At 58.9% G+C, this 17476-nt stretch carries 16 protein-coding genes; 10 read left to right on the plus strand and 6 right to left on the minus strand.

The features are described 5' to 3' along the window. Position 1 precedes the first annotated feature (1 nt). The 3 genes from HNS03_RS19810 to HNS03_RS19820 all read right to left on the minus strand — a co-directional run bounded on the left by HNS03_RS19810 (position 2) and on the right by HNS03_RS19820 (position 1802). Positions 2-370, minus strand: coding sequence for a hypothetical protein (locus HNS03_RS19810; RefSeq protein ID WP_367197777.1), 369 nt, complete (start codon positions 368-370; stop codon positions 2-4). Positions 371-688: 318 nt separating this feature from the next. Beyond that, positions 689-1237, minus strand: coding sequence for a hypothetical protein (locus HNS03_RS19815; RefSeq protein WP_367197778.1), 549 nt, complete (start codon positions 1235-1237; stop codon positions 689-691). A gap of 256 nt (positions 1238-1493) precedes the next feature. Then, positions 1494-1802 carry a PepSY domain-containing protein gene (locus HNS03_RS19820; RefSeq protein WP_367197779.1) on the minus strand — a complete coding sequence of 103 codons (309 nt, stop codon included), beginning with the start codon at positions 1800-1802 and terminating at the stop codon, positions 1494-1496. 150 nt (positions 1803-1952) lie between these two features. On the opposite strand from HNS03_RS19820, the gene HNS03_RS19825 reads away from it, so the two are divergent. From HNS03_RS19825 to HNS03_RS19870, 10 genes are all read left to right on the plus strand, one after another. Further along, a complete protein-coding gene (locus HNS03_RS19825) occupies positions 1953-2612 on the plus strand; it encodes a response regulator transcription factor (RefSeq protein ID WP_367197780.1) in 660 nt (219 codons plus the stop codon). A gap of 20 nt (positions 2613-2632) precedes the next feature. Next, entirely contained in the window at positions 2633-3952 is a 1320-nt protein-coding gene (locus HNS03_RS19830; protein WP_367197781.1) for an ATP-binding protein, read from the plus strand. Between the two features lie 120 nt (positions 3953-4072). Next, positions 4073-5419 (plus strand): ferric reductase-like transmembrane domain-containing protein, encoded by a 1347-nt coding sequence (locus tag HNS03_RS19835; RefSeq protein ID WP_367197782.1) that lies wholly within the window; start codon positions 4073-4075, stop codon positions 5417-5419. A 703-nt stretch (positions 5420-6122) separates the two neighbouring features. After that, positions 6123-7277, plus strand: a complete 1155-nt coding sequence (locus tag HNS03_RS19840) for a tyrosine-type recombinase/integrase (protein WP_367197783.1) — start codon at positions 6123-6125, stop codon at positions 7275-7277. Positions 7278-7379: 102 nt separating this feature from the next. Next, entirely contained in the window at positions 7380-7601 is a 222-nt protein-coding gene (locus HNS03_RS19845) for a DNA-binding protein (RefSeq protein WP_367197784.1), read from the plus strand. A gap of 156 nt (positions 7602-7757) precedes the next feature. After that, entirely contained in the window at positions 7758-7955 is a 198-nt protein-coding gene (locus tag HNS03_RS19850; RefSeq protein ID WP_367197785.1) for a ribbon-helix-helix domain-containing protein, read from the plus strand. Further along, the gene (locus tag HNS03_RS19855) at positions 7900-9786 is read left to right on the plus strand and encodes a class I SAM-dependent DNA methyltransferase (RefSeq protein ID WP_367197786.1); all 1887 of its coding nucleotides are present in this window, start codon (positions 7900-7902) and stop codon (positions 9784-9786) included. Before HNS03_RS19850 ends, HNS03_RS19855 begins: the two co-directional genes overlap by 56 nt. After that, on the plus strand, positions 9786-10889 hold the full coding sequence (locus tag HNS03_RS19860; protein ID WP_367197787.1) for a BsuBI/PstI family type II restriction endonuclease: 1104 nt from the start codon (positions 9786-9788) through the stop codon (positions 10887-10889). The genes HNS03_RS19855 and HNS03_RS19860 overlap by 1 nt, the downstream gene beginning before the upstream one ends. Beyond that, positions 10886-12217: an SIR2 family protein gene (locus HNS03_RS19865; RefSeq protein WP_367197788.1), complete on the plus strand. Its 1332-nt coding sequence runs from the start codon at positions 10886-10888 to the stop codon at positions 12215-12217. Before HNS03_RS19860 ends, HNS03_RS19865 begins: the two co-directional genes overlap by 4 nt. After that, positions 12214-14277 (plus strand): ATP-binding protein, encoded by a 2064-nt coding sequence (locus tag HNS03_RS19870; RefSeq protein ID WP_367197789.1) that lies wholly within the window; start codon positions 12214-12216, stop codon positions 14275-14277. The genes HNS03_RS19865 and HNS03_RS19870 overlap by 4 nt, the downstream gene beginning before the upstream one ends. A gap of 67 nt (positions 14278-14344) precedes the next feature. On the opposite strand, the gene HNS03_RS19875 is transcribed toward HNS03_RS19870, so the two are convergent. From HNS03_RS19875 to HNS03_RS19885, 3 genes are all read right to left on the minus strand, one after another. Further along, complete coding sequence (locus HNS03_RS19875) at positions 14345-15190, minus strand: hypothetical protein (RefSeq protein WP_367197790.1); 846 nt, start codon at positions 15188-15190, stop codon at positions 14345-14347. A 129-nt stretch (positions 15191-15319) separates the two neighbouring features. Continuing rightward, positions 15320-15892, minus strand: coding sequence for a recombinase family protein (locus HNS03_RS19880; RefSeq protein ID WP_367197791.1), 573 nt, complete (start codon positions 15890-15892; stop codon positions 15320-15322). Between the two features lie 52 nt (positions 15893-15944). Beyond that, a partial coding sequence (locus HNS03_RS19885) for a hypothetical protein (RefSeq protein ID WP_367197794.1) occupies positions 15945-17476 on the minus strand: 1532 nt, incomplete at its 5' end.

Consider the following 17476-nt stretch of genomic DNA (forward strand, 5'->3'; position numbering starts at 1 on the left):
GTCAGTTCACCTGAACTTTCGGCGGCGTGCCGCTGCCGAAGAGACCGTTCTGCGGCGGCGATACAGTGCCTGCCGGCGCCGGATTGCGCGCGGAGTTGCCGCAATCGTCATCGTCGCAATCATCTTCGTCATCCTCCTCATCATCGTCATCACCGCCGAAGAAGAACGTGCGTCGGTATTCGCGATCGTCGTCATCGTCGTTGTCATCGCTGACGAACATGAGCGGCACGGCTTCCCTCTCAGCATCTGCTGTCGCCGAGATGGGCCCGGTGATGCCGTCGGTCATTGCGCGCATGGCACCCCATGCGGGCAACCCGATGGCCGCTGTCAGTGCCGTCGAGGCAACAAGAAGGGTGAGGGTTCTTTTCATGGCAGGGTCTCCTTTCGTCTGTTGGCAGCAATCTGGCCTCACCACCTGAGGCTTTCCTGACAGAGACGCGGCTTTCGCTTCAGTTTGCCGTCAGGGACAGAAAGGTTCCGCTGAAGGATACCGGGATCGGAAATGCCTGCGGATATCCGCACGAACCGAAAGGCCGGCTGCGGTAGCCGGCCTTCTTCCGAACTTGCGAAGTCATTGCTGTGCTCTACGGTCAGGTGGCTTGGCGCGGAAAACTTCCCGCATGTCCGCTGACAACGCGCAGACGGATGAGGGCGTGCGGTTGCCCGCCCCCATATTCAAGTGACCCGATCACCGCCGAAGGGTGTCCTCGGCCTCACTGTCACCGTCGGACGGCCTCGCTTCGTCCGTGTTCGCCTCAATGCCGGAACTGACGAGAACGGCTGCCGGATAGAGTATTTCGGCATCTTCGGTTTCGTGCCAGACGATCCGCTCCGCGAGGCGCGAAATATCGGGCCGACCCTGTTCTTCCGCCGCGGCGAAAAGCTCGACCAGTGCGATTACGACCTCTTCTTGGCCGTCCAAGATTCCAGGAAGTCGCGCTCGCAGGTCCGTCGTTCCCCGCGCGGGCCAAGTGGTCATCGTGCTCGACATGGCCGTTTCGGCAAGCCCCAGAAGCGGCAAGACAACGGCCTCTTCAGTCTCGTTATGCCGGCGCAGAAGATCAGCCGCGGTGCGAGCCGCGGTTCCGATTTGTCCTGGTACGTTGGCGGCATCATCGAGTTGCATGACGAAATCCTCGTGAGCGGCACTTAAAACGTACGGTGTTGCGGAAGGGGCTGCGGAAGCCGTCGTGGCAATGGCGCACACGACAGCGGCAGCAGTAAACAAGGCTTTCATGATCTTCTCCTTTGCTCGTTACCGGACAGACTGGGAACTCTACTTTGCGAAGCGAATTTCCATGCCGCCGGCATAATCATTGTGCGAATGCGAGTTGAGAGTTTCCTGACAGTGCTGCGGTTTCTGCTTCAGCTTGACGTCAGGAACGGCCAGCCTGGCAGCCTCTGACCACCGCATACGAAAAGCCCCGCCATGTGGCGGGGCGGCGTCCAGGCGACACCAGGAATGTCATGGGCGTGGGCGTGGGCGTTGAATGTCAGTCGTCGATGCGGTGGTCACTGCGATGGTGGTTGTCATCTTCATACTCAATCTCAAGCACCTCTAGCGTTGCGGGATGCACCTTCACTTCGATCCGACGGCCCTCGGCATCCTGACCCCTGATCTCGTAACAGCCGTCGTCAATCTTGATCCGTCGTACGGTCCAGCCATTGTCCTCGGCCAATTGCGCCACCGCTGCGCGTGGCTGCCAGTCCGCCATCGGCACGTAACAGTCATCCTCGGCCAGCGCGCCACCGGCCGAAAGGCTCACAGTAGTAAACGCCAGAATTGCAAGCATCCTTTTCATGGGCCAAGCTCCGTCCTGCGGGTATCTTCAATCGTTCAATGCGGGATGAAACTGACGGGATCCTGAAGAGATTCCGCCGCTCCCGTCAGTGTCGCGTCAGGGGGCCGCTTCATACAGAGATCAAGAAAAGAAATGGAGGCCGGGGACCATATGCGCATTCTGCTGATCGAGGATGACACCGTTCTGGGCGCGGCCGTGCGCGACCAAACGGTGAGTGACGGCCACTCCGTCGACTGGGTCACCCGGCTCGATGCCGCCACCGATGCGCTGGGCGGAGCCGGATATGATTTGATCCTGCTGGACCTGATGTTGCCCGACGGGCGCGGCGTTCCCTTCCTAAAGGCACGGCGCACGAAGGGCGATGTCACCCCGGTGATCATCCTCACAGCACTCGATCAGGTTTCGGACCGGATCGAGGGGTTGAATGCGGGCGCCGACGACTATCTGGTCAAGCCGTTCGATCTGGCCGAACTGTCCGCCCGGATCGGTGCCGTGGCACGGCGCTACTCGGGCAATCCCAACCCCATCATCACCCATGGTCCGCTGGAGGTCGATCTGGCCGCACGCTCGATCCTGTGCGACGGCCGGCCGGTGCAGCTTACGGCGCGAGAATGGGCACTATTCGAGGCGTTTTTGCAGCGGCCCGGCCAATTGCTGTCCAAGGCGCAACTGGAAGACAAGCTCTATGCCTTCGGCGACGAGGTGGAGAGCAACACGATCGAAGTACATGTCAGCCGCCTGCGCAAGAAACTCGGCGCCGGGGTGATCGAGACCGAGCGAGGGCTGGGCTACCGGCTGGGCGCGGGATGAGGGTGCCGCGCAGTCTTCAAATGCGGCTGGCACTCGGCATCGGGCTGTTGCTGACGCTGTTCTGGATCGCTGCAGCCTCGGTCACCGCTCTGGTACTGCGGAGCGAGATGGACACGGTGTTCGACTCGACCCTGCAGGAAACCGCGCAACGGCTGCTTCCGCTTGCGGTGACGGAGATCGTGGGGCGCGAGGATGAGGGCGTGACCCAGCACCTGGGCGCAATCCGGGCGCATGACGAATTTTTCACCTACCTTGTGCGCGACGATCAAGGCCGCATCCTGCTGCAATCCCATAACGCCGATCCGACAGTGTTTCCTGCCTATGACGGGCCCGGCTTCCGGCAGACAGCGACCCACAAGCTCTACAACGACGATGCTCTGCAAGGCAGCATCCGCATTACCGTAGCAGAACCGCTGGACCACCGGGCGGCCGTAGCGTCGGAATTGCTGATGGGGCTGGGCCTGCCACTGCTGATTGCAATTCCGGTCGCGCTGATCGGTGTCGCCTTCGCCGTACGCACCAGCCTCGCCCCGCTGCGGCGGTTTCGCGGTGCACTGGAGGTGCGCAATGCCCGAGACCTTTCGCCAGTGCCGGCGCCAGACCTTCCGGCTGAGATCGCACCGATTGCCGAGACTCTGAACGATCTGTTGACCCGTCTCAAGGCGGCCTTCGACGCCGAACGCGGCTTCGCCGCCAATGCCGCGCATGAACTCAGAACGCCGCTTGCAGGTGCCATCGCCCAGGCACAGAGACTGAAGGCAGAGACCGCAGATCCGGCGGCTAGAGGCCGCGCCGACGATATCGAAGCAACGCTGAAGCGGCTGACCCGGGTTTCGGAACGGTTGATGCAGATGGCCCGGGCCGAAGGTGGGCGGCTGCGTAGCGATCAGCCATCGGACCTTCGCCCGCTCGTAAATCTGATCGTCCAGGACTTGGCTCGGCAGGCACCCGAAACGTCCCTGGATCTGACGCTGCCCGACCTGCCGGTTCTATCGGACCTTGATCCCGACGCCCTCGGGATCATTCTGCGGAACCTGATCGACAACGCGTTGCGCCACGGTCAGCCAGGCAGCCCGATCCGGATCACTCTGAGTGGTGGAGGCCGTCTGACGGTGACCAACGAGTCTCCTGTCGTGCCGCCTGAGGCGTTGAACCGCCTGACCCATCGTTTCGAACGCGGCTCGGCAAACGTCGCAGGCAGCGGGCTGGGTCTGGCGATCGTAGCAAAGATCGCCGAGAGGATCGGCAGCGCCCTCGCCCTCGCTTCCCCGGTACCGGGAACGACGAGCGGCTTCAGCGCCGAGATACAACTACCATCCGAATTAGACGAAAGAAATTGAGCATGAAGCGACGAAACATCCGAACGCACACGTATAATTCGATGTTGCATAAATCAAATTGCCTTCTCGTGTGAAGCCGCCGCCACACGAAGCCGTCAGGCAAACGGGAAAGGACACATCATGACGCGGACGAACTTACGATTATTTTGGGGCTTTTGGATTGCGCTCAGCGCGCTCTGGCTTGTGCTGAACCTCGATATCTTCTCTTCAGCGAACCTATTCGCCTTGCGCGAATTCTTCATGCAATGGACTGGTGTACTTGCCATCGCGGCGATGAGCGTGGCGATGGTTCTGTCGCTGCGGCCGCGCTGGCCGGAGGTTCGGCTCGGCGGGCTCGACAAGATATACCGTCTTCACAAGTGGCTCGGCATCGGAGCACTGGGGCTCTCGGTCTTTCACTGGCTCTGGTCCGAGGCCCCGAAATGGGCGGTGGGCGCAGGCCTGATTGCCCGTCCGGAACGCGGGCCACGCCCAGAGATCACCGATCCAGTGCGCGCCTATCTCGGTTCGCTGCGCGGCACCGCGGAAGGCTTGGGCGAATGGGCCTTCTATGGGGTGGTGATCCTGCTGGTGATCGCACTGGTGAAGTTGATCCCCTATCGCTGGTTCCGCTATTCCCATCGCGTCGTGCCGGCGGCCTATCTGCTTCTCGTCTTCCATGCGGTGGTGCTGTTCGACTACGATATGTGGTTCACGCCGCTCGGCCTGGTTCTGGCTCTCCTGCTGCTCGCAGGCAGCTATGCCGCGCTGGTATCGCTGTTTGGGGCCATTGGTCGAGGTCGACGGGTTCCTGGCGAGATCGCCTCTATGCATCGCTATCCGGGGGTGCGCTCTCTGGAGACCAAGATCCGGCTTGGCGCGGGATGGCCCGGTCACGAAGCCGGACAGTTCGCCTTCGTCACCTCGAACCGTTTCGAAGGCGCGCATCCCTACACGATCGCCTCGGCCTGGAACCCTGAGGATCCGAAGATCACCTTTGTGACGAAGGAGTTGGGCGACCACACCTCGAAACTCGCCGAGAAGCTGAAAGTCGGGCAGGAAGTGACAGTCGAGGGCCCCTATGGCTGCTTCACCTTCGACGATGGCTTACCGCGCCAGATCTGGATCGGCGCGGGCATCGGCATCACGCCGTTCATCGCGCGGCTGAAGGAGATGGCCACTGCCGAACCCGCCTCCGACCGTCCCGAGATCGACCTTTTCCATTCGACGCGGGAGGTCGACGACGGTGCACTGGAACGCCTCGCGGCCGATGCTCGCGCCGCGAATGTTCGGCTGCATGTGCTGATCGACGCGCGCGACGGCTTCTTAGGCGGAGAGCGCATCCGCGAGACCGTCCCCGACTGGCCCAATGCCAGCCTGTGGTTCTGCGGCCCAGGCGGCTTCGGCAATAGCCTGCGCACCGATTTCGCCAGCAAGGGAATGGATACCGACGAACGTTTCCATCAGGAACTGTTCGAGATGAGGTGAGATGTCGGGGTTTGGCGCTGTAGTTTCCCTTTACCATCCCGCCCCGAGCACGGCGATAGTGGAGCGAGGTGGGGCCAAGTTTACTACTATCGACATTCCATCGCGATGCCGTTTTGTTCAGCCTTTAGAACCTGCAACTCGGAACACACACCAGTCTAGTCGGACGTTGGCACCAGCCGTGTCACGCTTCGGCCCCGACGTCCGATGGCCTGTCTATCGACCGTTGGCCGCTCAGTTGGTTCAGTAGACATAAGGCCTGAGCAGACTTGGCAATTCGACGCCGCAACCGTCATCTTCTGGCTACGAATAAGAATGAGTCTGGGGCCTATGTAGTTGGTTGCGAGGTACACGACGCCCGATTTGAACCTGAAAATCCAAGCCATTGATTTTATTGAGTTGTCGAACTTGGCTGTTTGTGAGCCGAAAACAAGACCTCGCTAACAAATTGGTTTAGCAGGGTTTTGTTGTTCGAATTGGTTGCGGGGGCAGGATTTGAACCTGCGACCTTCAGGTTATGAGCCAAGCGAAAACCCATATTTGGCACACTTCGCCAATCATCACCAACACACATTACCCTGATATAGCGTGAAATTTTGCCTTAGATCGCTTGGTCATTGTTGAAGGTTTTTGGTTTTCAGTGTGCCAATAATGTGCCAAAAGAGGACCTGGCACACCCGTCCCCTCGCTTGGCACAGGTGCGATCATGGCGACCATCCAGAAGCGCAACGGAAAGAGCGGGCCGAGCTATCGGGTCATGGTCCGCATGAAGGGCTTCCCGCCCCAAACCCGTACCTTCAAGCGGCTGACCGACGCCAAGCAGTGGGCGCAGGATACGGAAAGCGGTATCCGCAAGGGCGAGTTCAAGAATGTCGTCCGCACGGCCGGCAGCAAGACCCTCCAGGACGTGATCGACCGCTTCCGTAAAGAAGTCTTCATCCATCGTGCGGAAAGCACCAAACGGGCGGAAGCCTCCTTCCTGAACTTCTGGGAACGGGAGCTTGGGGAGTATGCCCTCGCCTACATCACGCCCGACCTGGTGAGCGAAAAGATGAACGCGCTTGCCGCCGCCGGCGACAGCCGGCGCAAGCCCGGCGACGAAAACGGCAAACCCAAGAGGGCACCAAAGCCGAAGAGCCCGAAGACGCTGAAGCACTATCGGGACGAACTTGCCCTGCTGTTCAAGTATGCCATCCAGTGGGGCTGGACGGCCTCCAGCCCGCTCGACGGGGTGAACAAGATCACCAAGATCCGGAACGAGCGCACCCGCTATCTGGACGATGATGAGCGGGCGGCGCTGCTCAAAGCCTGTCAGGAAAGCGACAATCCACAGCTCTACCCGGTGGTGCTGCTCGCCATCAGCACCGGCGCGCGCCGCAGCGAGATACTCGGCCTCACGCTCGACGACGTGAACCTGAAACGCGAGACGGCCATCCTGCGCAACACCAAGAACGGCGACACGCGCGCCGCCCATATCGTGCCGCAGATCGCCCCAGCGATCCGCGACCAGATCGCCTATGCCAAGGCGCTCTACAAGGAGCTGCCCGAGCCGCCGGAGACCAAATGGCTGTTCCCGCGCCGGGACGGCCAGGGCCCGATCGACATCCGCAAGGCCTGGGAGAACGCCCGCGATGCCGCCGACCTTGCGGACTTCCGCTTCCACGACCTGCGGCACAGCACAGCCAGCTATCTCGCCATGAACGGCGCAAGCCTTGTGGAGATTGCGGAAGTGCTGGGGCACCGGACGCTCCAGATGGTGCGCCGCTACGCTCACCTGTCCGAGAGCCACGTCAAGGACGTGGTCGGCCGCATGAACACCCGCTACCTCGGACCGAGCGAAGGCGATCAGCCAGACGTCTGAAACGCCTCAGCACCGCCGGAAATTGAGATTTCCGCCGTTTCCGCGTAGTTTCGACCTGTTCCTGCTCTTTTTGACGTCAATCGACGACGGAGGGCTCAGCCCTTGATCGATTACAAGGAGCTGCGAACGGTCAAGCAGCTTGCGGCGGAGGCGCCGTTCGTGACCGAGAGCAAGCTGCGCTGGTGGATCTTCCATGCCGAGAAAAACGGCATGGCCCCGGCGCTCATCAAAATCGGCGGACGGGTCTACATCGACCGCGCCGAGTTCAATAAATGGCTCGAAGGCCAGCGCATGGCGCCGAAGTCCCAGAGCCAGGCTGCCTGACACCGACCAAACTTGAAGCCCCGCCGGCTGGCGGGGCTCTTTTCTGGCACATCGTTCTATTTTTGTTCCGTTATCCGATTGACCGCCAATCCGATATCGGTCTCTGTAGATGCAGAGTGCTGCAGATTGCGGCAGGCATGATACCGGGACACGTCGATGGGCGCCAAGCACCGAGTCACGATCAACCTCGCGGAGGAAGAGTACCAGGAACTCGTTGGGCTGTCAGAGCGCAGCAGGGTTTCTCTCGCATGGTTGGGGCGGCAGGCAATCATTGACTTCCTGGACCGATACGCCGCGGATGAACGGCAGCTACCGCTCGATCTCGCATCCGGGAAGCGCCGCGCCAACGATTAAGCAAGGGGGCATATACATGGCAAAGAGGTCTCAAACCGTCGCATCGTCGACGACCGAACTGCCTCAGCCCTCAGCCGCGCGAGACATCCTCGACGATGGGATTGTCATGGCCCGTGCGCTTGCGGCCTCCGCCGAAGATGAAAACCGGCTGGCTCTTGCCCGTAGTGTAACGCACCTAACGATCTCCGCTTACTGGGATGCCCATCAAGAATCAGCCCTTGCTGACCATTGGCCGATCCATGACCTCCCGTCTTCTGTTGAGTGCGCCGAGCTCTCGGAATCCGTAGAGACCCTTGCCCAGAGCATGGGTGCCGCCGCTGCAGAGCTCGACGTGATGGAAGCCAGCTATCTCATCGGCGTCCTGTACACGGCTACGATGCCAGGTCGCGAGAGAGCCGACTTCGGCGCCTACTATACTCCCCCCGCCCTTTGCGATCGCCTCATTCAGATGGCAACGGAAGCCGGCGTCGACTGGCAATCTGCGCGCGTCCTCGATCCAGCCTGCGGCGGTGGAGCGTTTCTGTCACCTGTTGCCCAGCATATGGCGAAGGGGCTCGAAAACTGCAGTCCGAAGATCGCACTGAAGAACATCGTCCACAGGCTGAAGGGCTTTGAACTCGACCCCTTCGCAGCATGGATGTCGCATGTCTTCCTTGAAGTAACGCTGTTGGACCTGTGCCGCGCGGCGAACATGCGTCTGCCGGCAGTGGTAGACGTATGCGATAGCCTGGAGCGTGTCCCCGAGGACGCGGGATTTGATCTCGTTATAGGCAATCCCCCCTACGGACGCGTGACACTCTCCCTTTCACTCCGCGACCGGTACAAGCGCAGCCTCTTTGGGCATGCCAACCTCTACGGCGTTTTTACCGACTTGGCGCTCCGCTTCACCCGTTCAGGAGGCGTGATCGCCTACGTGACGCCAACGAGCTTCCTCGCCGGAGAATACTACAAAGCCTTGCGCCGCCTTCTTGCGCAGGATGCGCCGCCCGCCAGCATCGATTTCATTGCGGAACGCAAGGGTGTCTTTGCCGACGTTCTTCAGGAGACGCTGCTCGCGGCCTACCGTCGCGGCGGTAAGGCCGATGTCGGGCAAGTGCACTTCATCTCGCCCACACCGCAGGGCGATATCCAAGCCACCGCGGCCGGCTCATTTAGTCTTCCTGCGTCGCCGGATGAGCCATGGCTTATCCCACGAACCGTGGGCCAAAGCACGCTTGTCCGTAAAGCGGAGGGCATGCCCCATCGTCTTGCCGACTACGGCTACAAGGTGAGCACCGGACCTCTCGTCTGGAACCGCCACAAGCCGAGCTTGCGGGATCGTCCGGGCAAAGGTCGATTCCCCTTGATTTGGGCGGAATCCGTTCGCTCGGATGGAACGTTCGAGTTCCGTGCGGAGAAGCGAAACCACAAGCCTTATTTCGAGCCGCGGGCCAAGGAGCACTGGGTACTGACCGACTTTCCGTGCGTCCTGCTGCAGCGGACCACGGCCAAGGAGCAATCTCGCCGGCTGATCGCAGCGGAGCTACCAGCGTCCTTCATCGAGCAGCACGGCCAGGTCGTCGTGGAAAACCACCTGAACATGATCCGCCCTGTTGGCGACACTCCGGACGTATCGCCGGCGGCGATCGCAGCGCTCTTGAACACACAGGTAGTGGATCAGTTATTCCGGTGCATCAATGGCAGCGTCGCGGTCTCGGCATACGAGTTGGAGGCCCTCCCGCTGCCCGGCCCCGATGGCATAGCCGAAATTGAACGTCTAATCGCCCGAGGCGCCAAGGCATCTACAATCGAGCGCACGGTGATGCGTCTCTATGGCGGAGGAAAACGCTAATGCCTCTGCCGCCGCTCCCATCCGTCGCCGAGATTCACCAACGTCTGCAGAAGATCTTCCCGGAGGGGAGCCCCAATCGCGCCAACTGCACGTGGGAGATCGCCGCAAAGACCGTATTCGTCATGCTGTACGTTGGTGCCGTCGATGGAAGCGATAACTGGCTTCGGCCGGATCAGGTCACCCGCATGACCGACGCGCAAGCGAATGAAACGGACGACGACAAGCGCAAAGCCTGGGCAAAGGAATCCACCAAAAGCAGCAAGGGGGAGATTCCGGGCCGCTGGTACGCCGTGAACACGCGCGAAAGCATTCGCGACGACACGATCCGCGCCGGTTTCATCGCGAACGGCGTGGTCGTCGAGCGTGAAGGCCTCGCAACCACGTCACCCGCTCCGCGCTATGCACTTACAGGCGACTTCGCCGCGCTCTTCGACCCCAAGCTCAAAGGGCAGGCGCTCGACCACGCCATCGCCGACTGGCAAGCGGAACACCTGACAGCCGGTGCCCTTGCCCGCATCACCATGGTTCGCAAGGGTGCCGTGGCCGGCGGCGAGCATGTCCTGGTCAAGTTCCCAAGCGGTGAAACCCGGCGTATGGCTCCCGGCCCGAGTTCGGTCATCTCAAAAGCGGTCATCGAGGTATTTGCACCGCGCTTCTTGAAGACGCCGGCCGTCGTTTTCTTGAGCGAGAGCCGCAACAAGGTCGTCAGCCGTGACGATGAACTGGCGTCGTCGATTGGGCTCCACATTGAGGCTCAAAAGAACCTACCGGACATCGTGCTGGCAGACCTTGGCCCCAAGCATCCGCTTCTCGTTTTCATCGAGGTCGTGGCCACCGACGGTCCTGTTTCCAAAGAGCGTAAGAAGGCCCTCAACGATCTGGCCAAAGAGGCCGGATTTCCGCCAGAGCACGTTGTCTTCACCACTGCCTTTTTGGATCGTAGTGATTCTGCATTCAAGAAGGTGGTGGACTCTTTGGCATGGGGGTCATTCGTCTGGTTTGCCTCTGAACCTGAGAATCTCATCCAATTGCACGACGGTGTGTCGCAAACAGTTGCCCAGCTCGCCGAACTGCCAGTTCATGGCAAAACGGAGGGCCTATGACCGATACTGAAGCGCCAAAGGCTGCCAACGCGGCAGCAAGCGAGCACGACCAGTTTTCTTTCTATAAGGGTGCGACAGACGTACTCGCCCCCAAAGAAGGAGCAGACTTCAACTGGCATGAGGCCGCCGGAACGGTTCGTGAGAGCCTCACCGACGCCATGAGTGCTCGGCATGTGGCGTTTCTTCTCGGCTCCGGTTGCTCTTCCTTCCAGAAGGATGGCAACCAGCTTGGCATTCCGACAATGGCACCCCTGGCCCGTCACTTTGTGGACACCGTCGGAGAGGGTGACGACCCGCACTACGCAACAGCGGCTGAGCGCTCCACCCTGAACGATGTGCTCGGACTGGACATCACGGCCGAGGAATACGCGACAAATCTCGAACGACTTATGGAGGTTTTATACAGCTTCCGGTTTGCACTTCATCAAAGCGCGAAAACAGAGCTAACGGCAGCCAAGGAAACAGTAGACTCCGTCATCTCCAAAGTAGCCCGCTATGTGTTGCGGGCCTGCACGAAGGGACCCTTTGCAGATGGGGATGAAACGGTACTTTCCCTTTACCAGGCCTTCTATCGCAAGCTCGTATACCGCGACCGGTCATTGCCGCGGCCATGGGTGTTCTCAACGAACTATGACTTGTTCAACGAGACAGCGATGGACCGTCTCGGCGTCCCATACGGCAACGGCTTTTCGGGCACCGTTGAGCGTCGTTTCAACCCGGCGACGTTCCGCTACTCACTTGCGGAGCAACTCGATATCTCCAGCCGGAAATGGGCTGCCGTCGATAACTTCGTTTACCTTTGTAAGCTCCATGGGTCAGTGAGCTGGGTAGAGGAAGCTACGGGATTATTCCCAATCAGGGAGATGCAACAACCATCCGAAGACATGGCCGGCCGGGTCATGATCTATCCGACCCCAGCAAAACAGAACGCAAGTTTCGCCTCGCCATACTCCGATCTATTTCGCGAATTTCAAAGTAGGGTCGTCCGCGATCAAAGCGTGCTGTTCACGGTCGGTTACGGCTTTGGCGACGAGCACATCAACAACATCATCTTTCAGGCGTTAACAGTACCCGGCTTTCGTTTGATTGCATTCCTTCCACCAAGCGCTCCGGGCGTTGCTCAGACGCTTCGCGAACTTGACGATCCTCGCATCTGGATAATTGGCGGCGCGGGGCCGGCGCCGGCAAGCAGAGCACACTATTTCGATACTTTCATTTCCGAATTCATGCCCGAGCCGCCTGGAAACAAGGTTGATGCAGCTGTTGAGAAGGTTCTGCAACGGCTTGTATCCAAGAGCGACGATAAACCAGACGGAGACGAGGTATGAGCTCCGACGATCGCCGCAGGGCGATAGGCAAGGTCGTTTCCGTCGCAGCCGACAAGTTTGTCGTAGAGCTTCACAGTCACACAGATAACTTCACCGTGGTCGGCTTCGACGATGTGCACTACGTCGCACGCCTCGGCTCGTTCGTTATGATCCCCGTCCAGTCCGAGTATGTCGTTGCCGAGGTTGTCGGTTTGCGAGAGCGAGATCCAATAGGTACTCGGCAAGAGCAAGACAGTGGCGGTCTTGATAAGGCCGGATCAGCGAAGTTTCTGGACCTTGTCCCCGTGGGGATGCTGCCTCAAAAGCGCGATGGCGCATTTCGGTTCGGCGTCTCGATATTTCCGTCCTTGTACTCCGATGCGCTCTACACCTTTGATGAAGAGCTTGATCGGATCTTCGAGGTGGCTGAGTGGGAAGAGCTTGTGCCCGAACCGCCTGACGGCGACGGAGATGGCACGGCAACCCGGTTCCGCGCGTTGACAATAGGCAGTTCAGTCGTCTTCCAAGGCTATGACATTAAAGTCCGGGTTGACGATTATTTTGGTGGACACGTGGCTGTGCTCGGAAACACGGGCAGCGGTAAATCGTGTACCGTCGCAACAGTCCTTCAATCTCTCTTTGAGAAGAAAAGTCCGTTTGTCGCATGTGGCGCCACATTCATAGTCCTCGACGTTAACGGCGAATACAGGCGGGCGTTTGCGAAGCTTCCTAAAGACATAAACCGCCTATACCTCCACCTACCGGAAGACCCAGAAGCAAGCGCCCGAGAACCTTTCGATGAATGTGAGAAAACGGCTGTTTTTCGGCTGCCGCATTGGTTCATGTCGGTCGAGGAATGGGAACTTTTGCTGCGTGCAAGTGAACGGACCCAACAGCCGGTATTGAGGACCGCGCTAGGCTTAACAAGCCTGTTTTCTGCAGATCGTGATGGCCGCCTTGGGGACCTTCGTAATCACATCTTGAGTTCCTGCATCCAGGCCATTCTTCAGAGCGAAGTCGGAAGTGGGGCGAAGAAGGATCGCATTGTTGGCGTGCTATCCACATTCCAGACCGATGAGCTTAATATTGACGCGGTTCGCGACAAGATCGCGATCAGTTTCGGTGAGATGGCCGATCCTGAAGGGCTCACCGACCTGCTCGATAATTATATCCTAGATGATGCCTCTCTTCCGGGATATGCGAACCTTGAGTTTGAGTTTAATGACCTGGGCGCCGCGCTAGATTTGGCGCTGCTCTATGAGGAAGCGCACGGCAATCGCCAGATCAGAGATTACTGCTCACAGATGCTGACCCGTTTCAAATGGATCAGCGAGCGTGAGGAGTTTGCCTTCTTGCGTGTTTCGCCATCGGATTTAAGCGAGATCGAGCGTGACAGGGCCCGTTTTGTAGAGCGCTTCCTCGGACTGGAAAGGCACGGCGAGGCGTTTCGCAAGTCAGCTCAAATCATTGTGCTGGATATGAACGAAGCTGCTGATGAAGTCGTCGAGGTTGCTTCTGCCGTAATTGCCAGACTCGTATTTGATCGTTTGCGCCGGGCTGAGCCGCGCAACAGGTTTCCTGTCAATCTCGTGCTGGAGGAAGCACACCGCTATGTTGCGGAGCACCCATCGCGTTACGCAATCGATGCGAGCCAGACATTTGAACGTATCGCCAAAGAGGGTCGAAAGTACGGAATGTTTCTCAAGGTCGCATCACAACGGCCCAGTGAGCTATCCAAGACAGTTCTGTCACAGTGCTCAAATTTCCTGGTGCATCGGATTCAGAACCCCGACGACCTGTCTCACATCCGACAAATGACGCCCTTTGTCTCAGAGAGTGTCCTGCGGCGATTACCATCCCTTCCCAAGCAACATGCGCTAATTTTCGGCAACGCCGTCAATTTGCCCACCACGTTCCGCGTTCGCGATGTCGACCCCCGGCCCAAGAGCGATGACGCAGCAATTCGTGAGCTATGGTTCAGACCGCCTGACAAGGCAGTTGAACTAACCCTACGTGGCAGTCAGCCGACCGAGAAGACCGTCGACCTCGCTGGGGCCGATGAAGCCGACGCAGATACGTAGCCATTCTGAGATTGCCGTCTGTTCGAAACCGACTTCGGTGTAGCCAGAGAGAACGCGGACAAAGATTCTACCCGCGCCCCATTTTCTCACCGATCGGTACGTAGCCAAGACCCGGCCGTCCGGCCGCCGGCAATCCGTCGAGAATATGTTGCCGGTCGTCACGCGTAAAGCTGATGGAAGTTCTTCCGCCGACCTCAAAGGCTTCCATTTTCTGCAAGATTCCACCGACGCCCTGAGCAAACTCACTCTCTATCTGTGCCAGTGTTTCCTCTTCTACCGCCTTGTTGTCCGCCGACTCGTGCCGCGCTTTCTCAAGCTGCAGCTCGAAATGGGCGTCTTCCCCTTGCCCCTTCCGAAGCTTTTCCTTGTGCTTCTTGATCCAGCTCTTCAGTTCGACAACCTTTTTCATGTAACTTGTACTGGTGGTAATATTTCCGATGACATGGAAGTCATCGCTCCCTAGGGGAAGGGGGGCTGTGGTCGTGCCCTTTCCTGACTTATGAACTATCTTCCAGAGCCACGGCGTCAAATCTATTGCTGAGAAGCCGAACAAGAACAGTTCAATGGATTGCGTTTCAGCTCTTTTGTGCTGTTTGAAGTACCTATCCACGACAGCTACCACCAAGCGAGCAATGCCCTCCGGTTCGGGCTTGGGCGTGCCTCCCTCTGTCGCCGCCAAATCTTCAAGGGCACGTGTTATAAGTGCGATCACGGTCAACGCTTCAAAGCAGAAACCAGCATATCCAATTCCAATTTCCGTCTCATAGTACGGAGATGACCAACTGCCAGTGTGTACATCAAATTCATCAAGACTGTGACACCGGATCCGGACACGAAACAACTTCACCGTGGCCTCATCGAGAGGCTGATAGTTCCCATTCTGTAGGCGCGCAGTCGCACGACTATCGGCCAATGCCGTTATCCTCGATTTCCCATACGAGTTATTTAGCCAGCAGCAAACTACCGTCATCCCTCGCCCCTCTCTTTCTCTTCAATATGCTCGGCTCGACCGACTGTATTACCGCGCCACACTCTGAAACAGCTAGATTGATTCGCACCTCTCAGAGGCCCTCACTACCCGGCTAATCGTCGCCGGATGCACGTTGAACACGCGTGCCATCTGACTGGCGGTGCGGCGCCCCGAGCGCACGGCATCGACGGCCTCACGCTGCTGTTCGGCGGTCAGCTTCGGTCGGCGGCCGCCTACCCTGCCTTCCTTGCGGGCGCGTTCAAGGCCGGCGCGTGTCCGCTCGCGGATCATCTCCCGTTCGAACTCCGCGAACGAGCCGAGCATCTGCATCAGCATCCGGCCGCCAGGCGAGGTCGTGTCGATCGACTCCGTCAGGGACCGGAAGCCGGCACCGGCCGCGTCGAGCTTTTCCATGATGAACAGGAGATCGCGCAGGGAGCGGGAGAGCCGGTCCAGCTTCCAAACAACGACCACGTCACCGGACCGCAGATAGTCCAAGAGCTTCTGGAGCTCCGGCCGATCCCACCGGCCGCCGGAGGCGGCTTCCTGATAGATCGTCTCGCATCCCGCCTCTCGAAGGGCGGCTACCTGAGCCGTGGTGTTCTGATCGTCGGATTTGGAGACGCGCGCATATCCAATCAGCACTCAAAAATACTTTTATAAACCAATTGTAATTCGAAAATGTTCTGCAACCAGTTTAGGCAAAATTCAGCGCCGCGGAAACGCTGACACCGTGCAGTGCAGCATTTCTGCTTATAGAAACGGTCGTTTTAACTACAAACAATGGCGGCTTTATATTTCGCTCAATTACAGACATATTCTTGATACGGCTGCCCAGTTCCAGAGCATATGGATGAACCTTGTGGATCATCGTGAGAATAATAGGTCCCGCTGCAACATCTGCTATTACTTCCGCCACCGATTGCGCACTACCAACCCTGTTTCCAGACGGACAACACCGTACTGTACATGATTGTTTATTGTATGATCCTGTGAGATTACCGTTGTCGCATACCCTAATTTGCGAAGAACAGTTATTTACTCCATCCCCTCCCGTGCAGTTTTCTCTCCAGCCACTGTATGCGACCACGCTCTCCCCGTTCGCGATTGTCCCGCCCCAAGGAAGGGAGCAAGTACTCGCTTTAGTTAGTACTGACCAGTCAGCATCTACATCACCCAGCGACACAGTGGCGACCCGTGTCGTCAGTTCGCTGCCGGACGTGGTCAGCCGGACACGGAGCGACTGCCCCGGGCTCACACTGGCGCTGGTTCCCCAACTACCACTCCCTGTCCGAATTTGCGGGCTTCCCTGCCCGGACACTGTCGCGGTCAACGGCCCGTCAAACCCGGATACCGTTGCCGTGTTTGATGTAACAATAGCGTCTGTCTCTTGACCAGTGAGATCTACGAAATTGAAATTGTTTGGCGTCGTATCCTGCTCCCTTGTCGTCACTGTCCAAGACGTCGAAAGAGAGCCCAGTGTCATTGTCGTTGATTTCGAGGTGCTGAAATTGTTTGAAGCCGTCAGCCTCAATTGAACTTTGTCCCCGTCGGACACGCTGGCGCTCGCCCCCTGCAAACCACCATTGACCAGGATCAGCGCGCCGTTGCTTGCAGTGACTGTTCGCTCCCCGAAGAAGCCACTCACCGCCGCCTCACCCGTCGTGTAAGTCTGTCCCGGCTCGGCATCGGTGACATCGTTGAAGGTAGTCGACGTCTCGGGCGCAGCGCCGATCTCCTGCCAGTACTCGCCGTCGCAGAAAAGCACTGTCTTGACCGCCGGGTTGTAGCGTAACACGCCCTCGTGATCGCCGTCGCAGGTAGACTGATCACCCAACTTGATGCCGTTTGACATGACGGCCATCCCATTCTCATCGATGGCAAGACCGGCGACACAATCGTTCCCGTCGGCCGCGGTATGCTCCGGAGCGTAAAGCATTCCCAAATCACCACACGGGCTCTCTGCGTAGAGACAGCCATCCGCATCGGCGTCGGCTTCGGACGGCCCGTAGACCATCCCCTTCGCCGCGCAGGTCTCGATCGCCGCCTTGAGCTCTCTGTGGTCTGACTGAAGCTGCGTGATCTGCGCGCCCTGCTTCGCATCACCAGGACTGCCTCGTGGATTGATTCCAACGTTTGGAACCCTCGGCTGCGTGCGGCGATGATGGCGTCCGGATCGGCACGCCAGACGAAGGGCTTCGCCTCGCCGTCGTTGTGCTCGTCGACGAA

Source organism: Amorphus sp. 3PC139-8 (assembly GCF_040750475.1).
Classification (GTDB): domain Bacteria; phylum Pseudomonadota; class Alphaproteobacteria; order Rhizobiales; family Amorphaceae; genus Amorphus.

What these genes read in the sequence shown, in the direction of transcription:
- HNS03_RS19840 (WP_367197783.1), top strand. Translation starts at nt 6,123, where the DNA reads ATGGCGACCATCCAGAAGCGCAACGGAAAGAGCGGGCCGAGCTATCGG.
- HNS03_RS19835 (WP_367197782.1), top strand. Translation starts at nt 4,073, where the DNA reads ATGACGCGGACGAACTTACGATTATTTTGGGGCTTTTGGATTGCGCTC.
- HNS03_RS19825 (WP_367197780.1), top strand. Translation starts at nt 1,953, where the DNA reads ATGCGCATTCTGCTGATCGAGGATGACACCGTTCTGGGCGCGGCCGTG.
- HNS03_RS19860 (WP_367197787.1), top strand. Translation starts at nt 9,786, where the DNA reads ATGCCTCTGCCGCCGCTCCCATCCGTCGCCGAGATTCACCAACGTCTG.
- HNS03_RS19865 (WP_367197788.1), top strand. Translation starts at nt 10,886, where the DNA reads ATGACCGATACTGAAGCGCCAAAGGCTGCCAACGCGGCAGCAAGCGAG.
- HNS03_RS19850 (WP_367197785.1), top strand. Translation starts at nt 7,758, where the DNA reads ATGGGCGCCAAGCACCGAGTCACGATCAACCTCGCGGAGGAAGAGTAC.
- HNS03_RS19830 (WP_367197781.1), top strand. Translation starts at nt 2,633, where the DNA reads ATGCGGCTGGCACTCGGCATCGGGCTGTTGCTGACGCTGTTCTGGATC.
- HNS03_RS19815 (WP_367197778.1), bottom strand. Translation starts at nt 1,237, where the DNA reads ATGAAAGCCTTGTTTACTGCTGCCGCTGTCGTGTGCGCCATTGCCACG.
- HNS03_RS19855 (WP_367197786.1), top strand. Translation starts at nt 7,900, where the DNA reads ATGAACGGCAGCTACCGCTCGATCTCGCATCCGGGAAGCGCCGCGCCA.
- HNS03_RS19810 (WP_367197777.1), bottom strand. Translation starts at nt 370, where the DNA reads ATGAAAAGAACCCTCACCCTTCTTGTTGCCTCGACGGCACTGACAGCG.
- HNS03_RS19820 (WP_367197779.1), bottom strand. Translation starts at nt 1,802, where the DNA reads ATGAAAAGGATGCTTGCAATTCTGGCGTTTACTACTGTGAGCCTTTCG.
- HNS03_RS19870 (WP_367197789.1), top strand. Translation starts at nt 12,214, where the DNA reads ATGAGCTCCGACGATCGCCGCAGGGCGATAGGCAAGGTCGTTTCCGTC.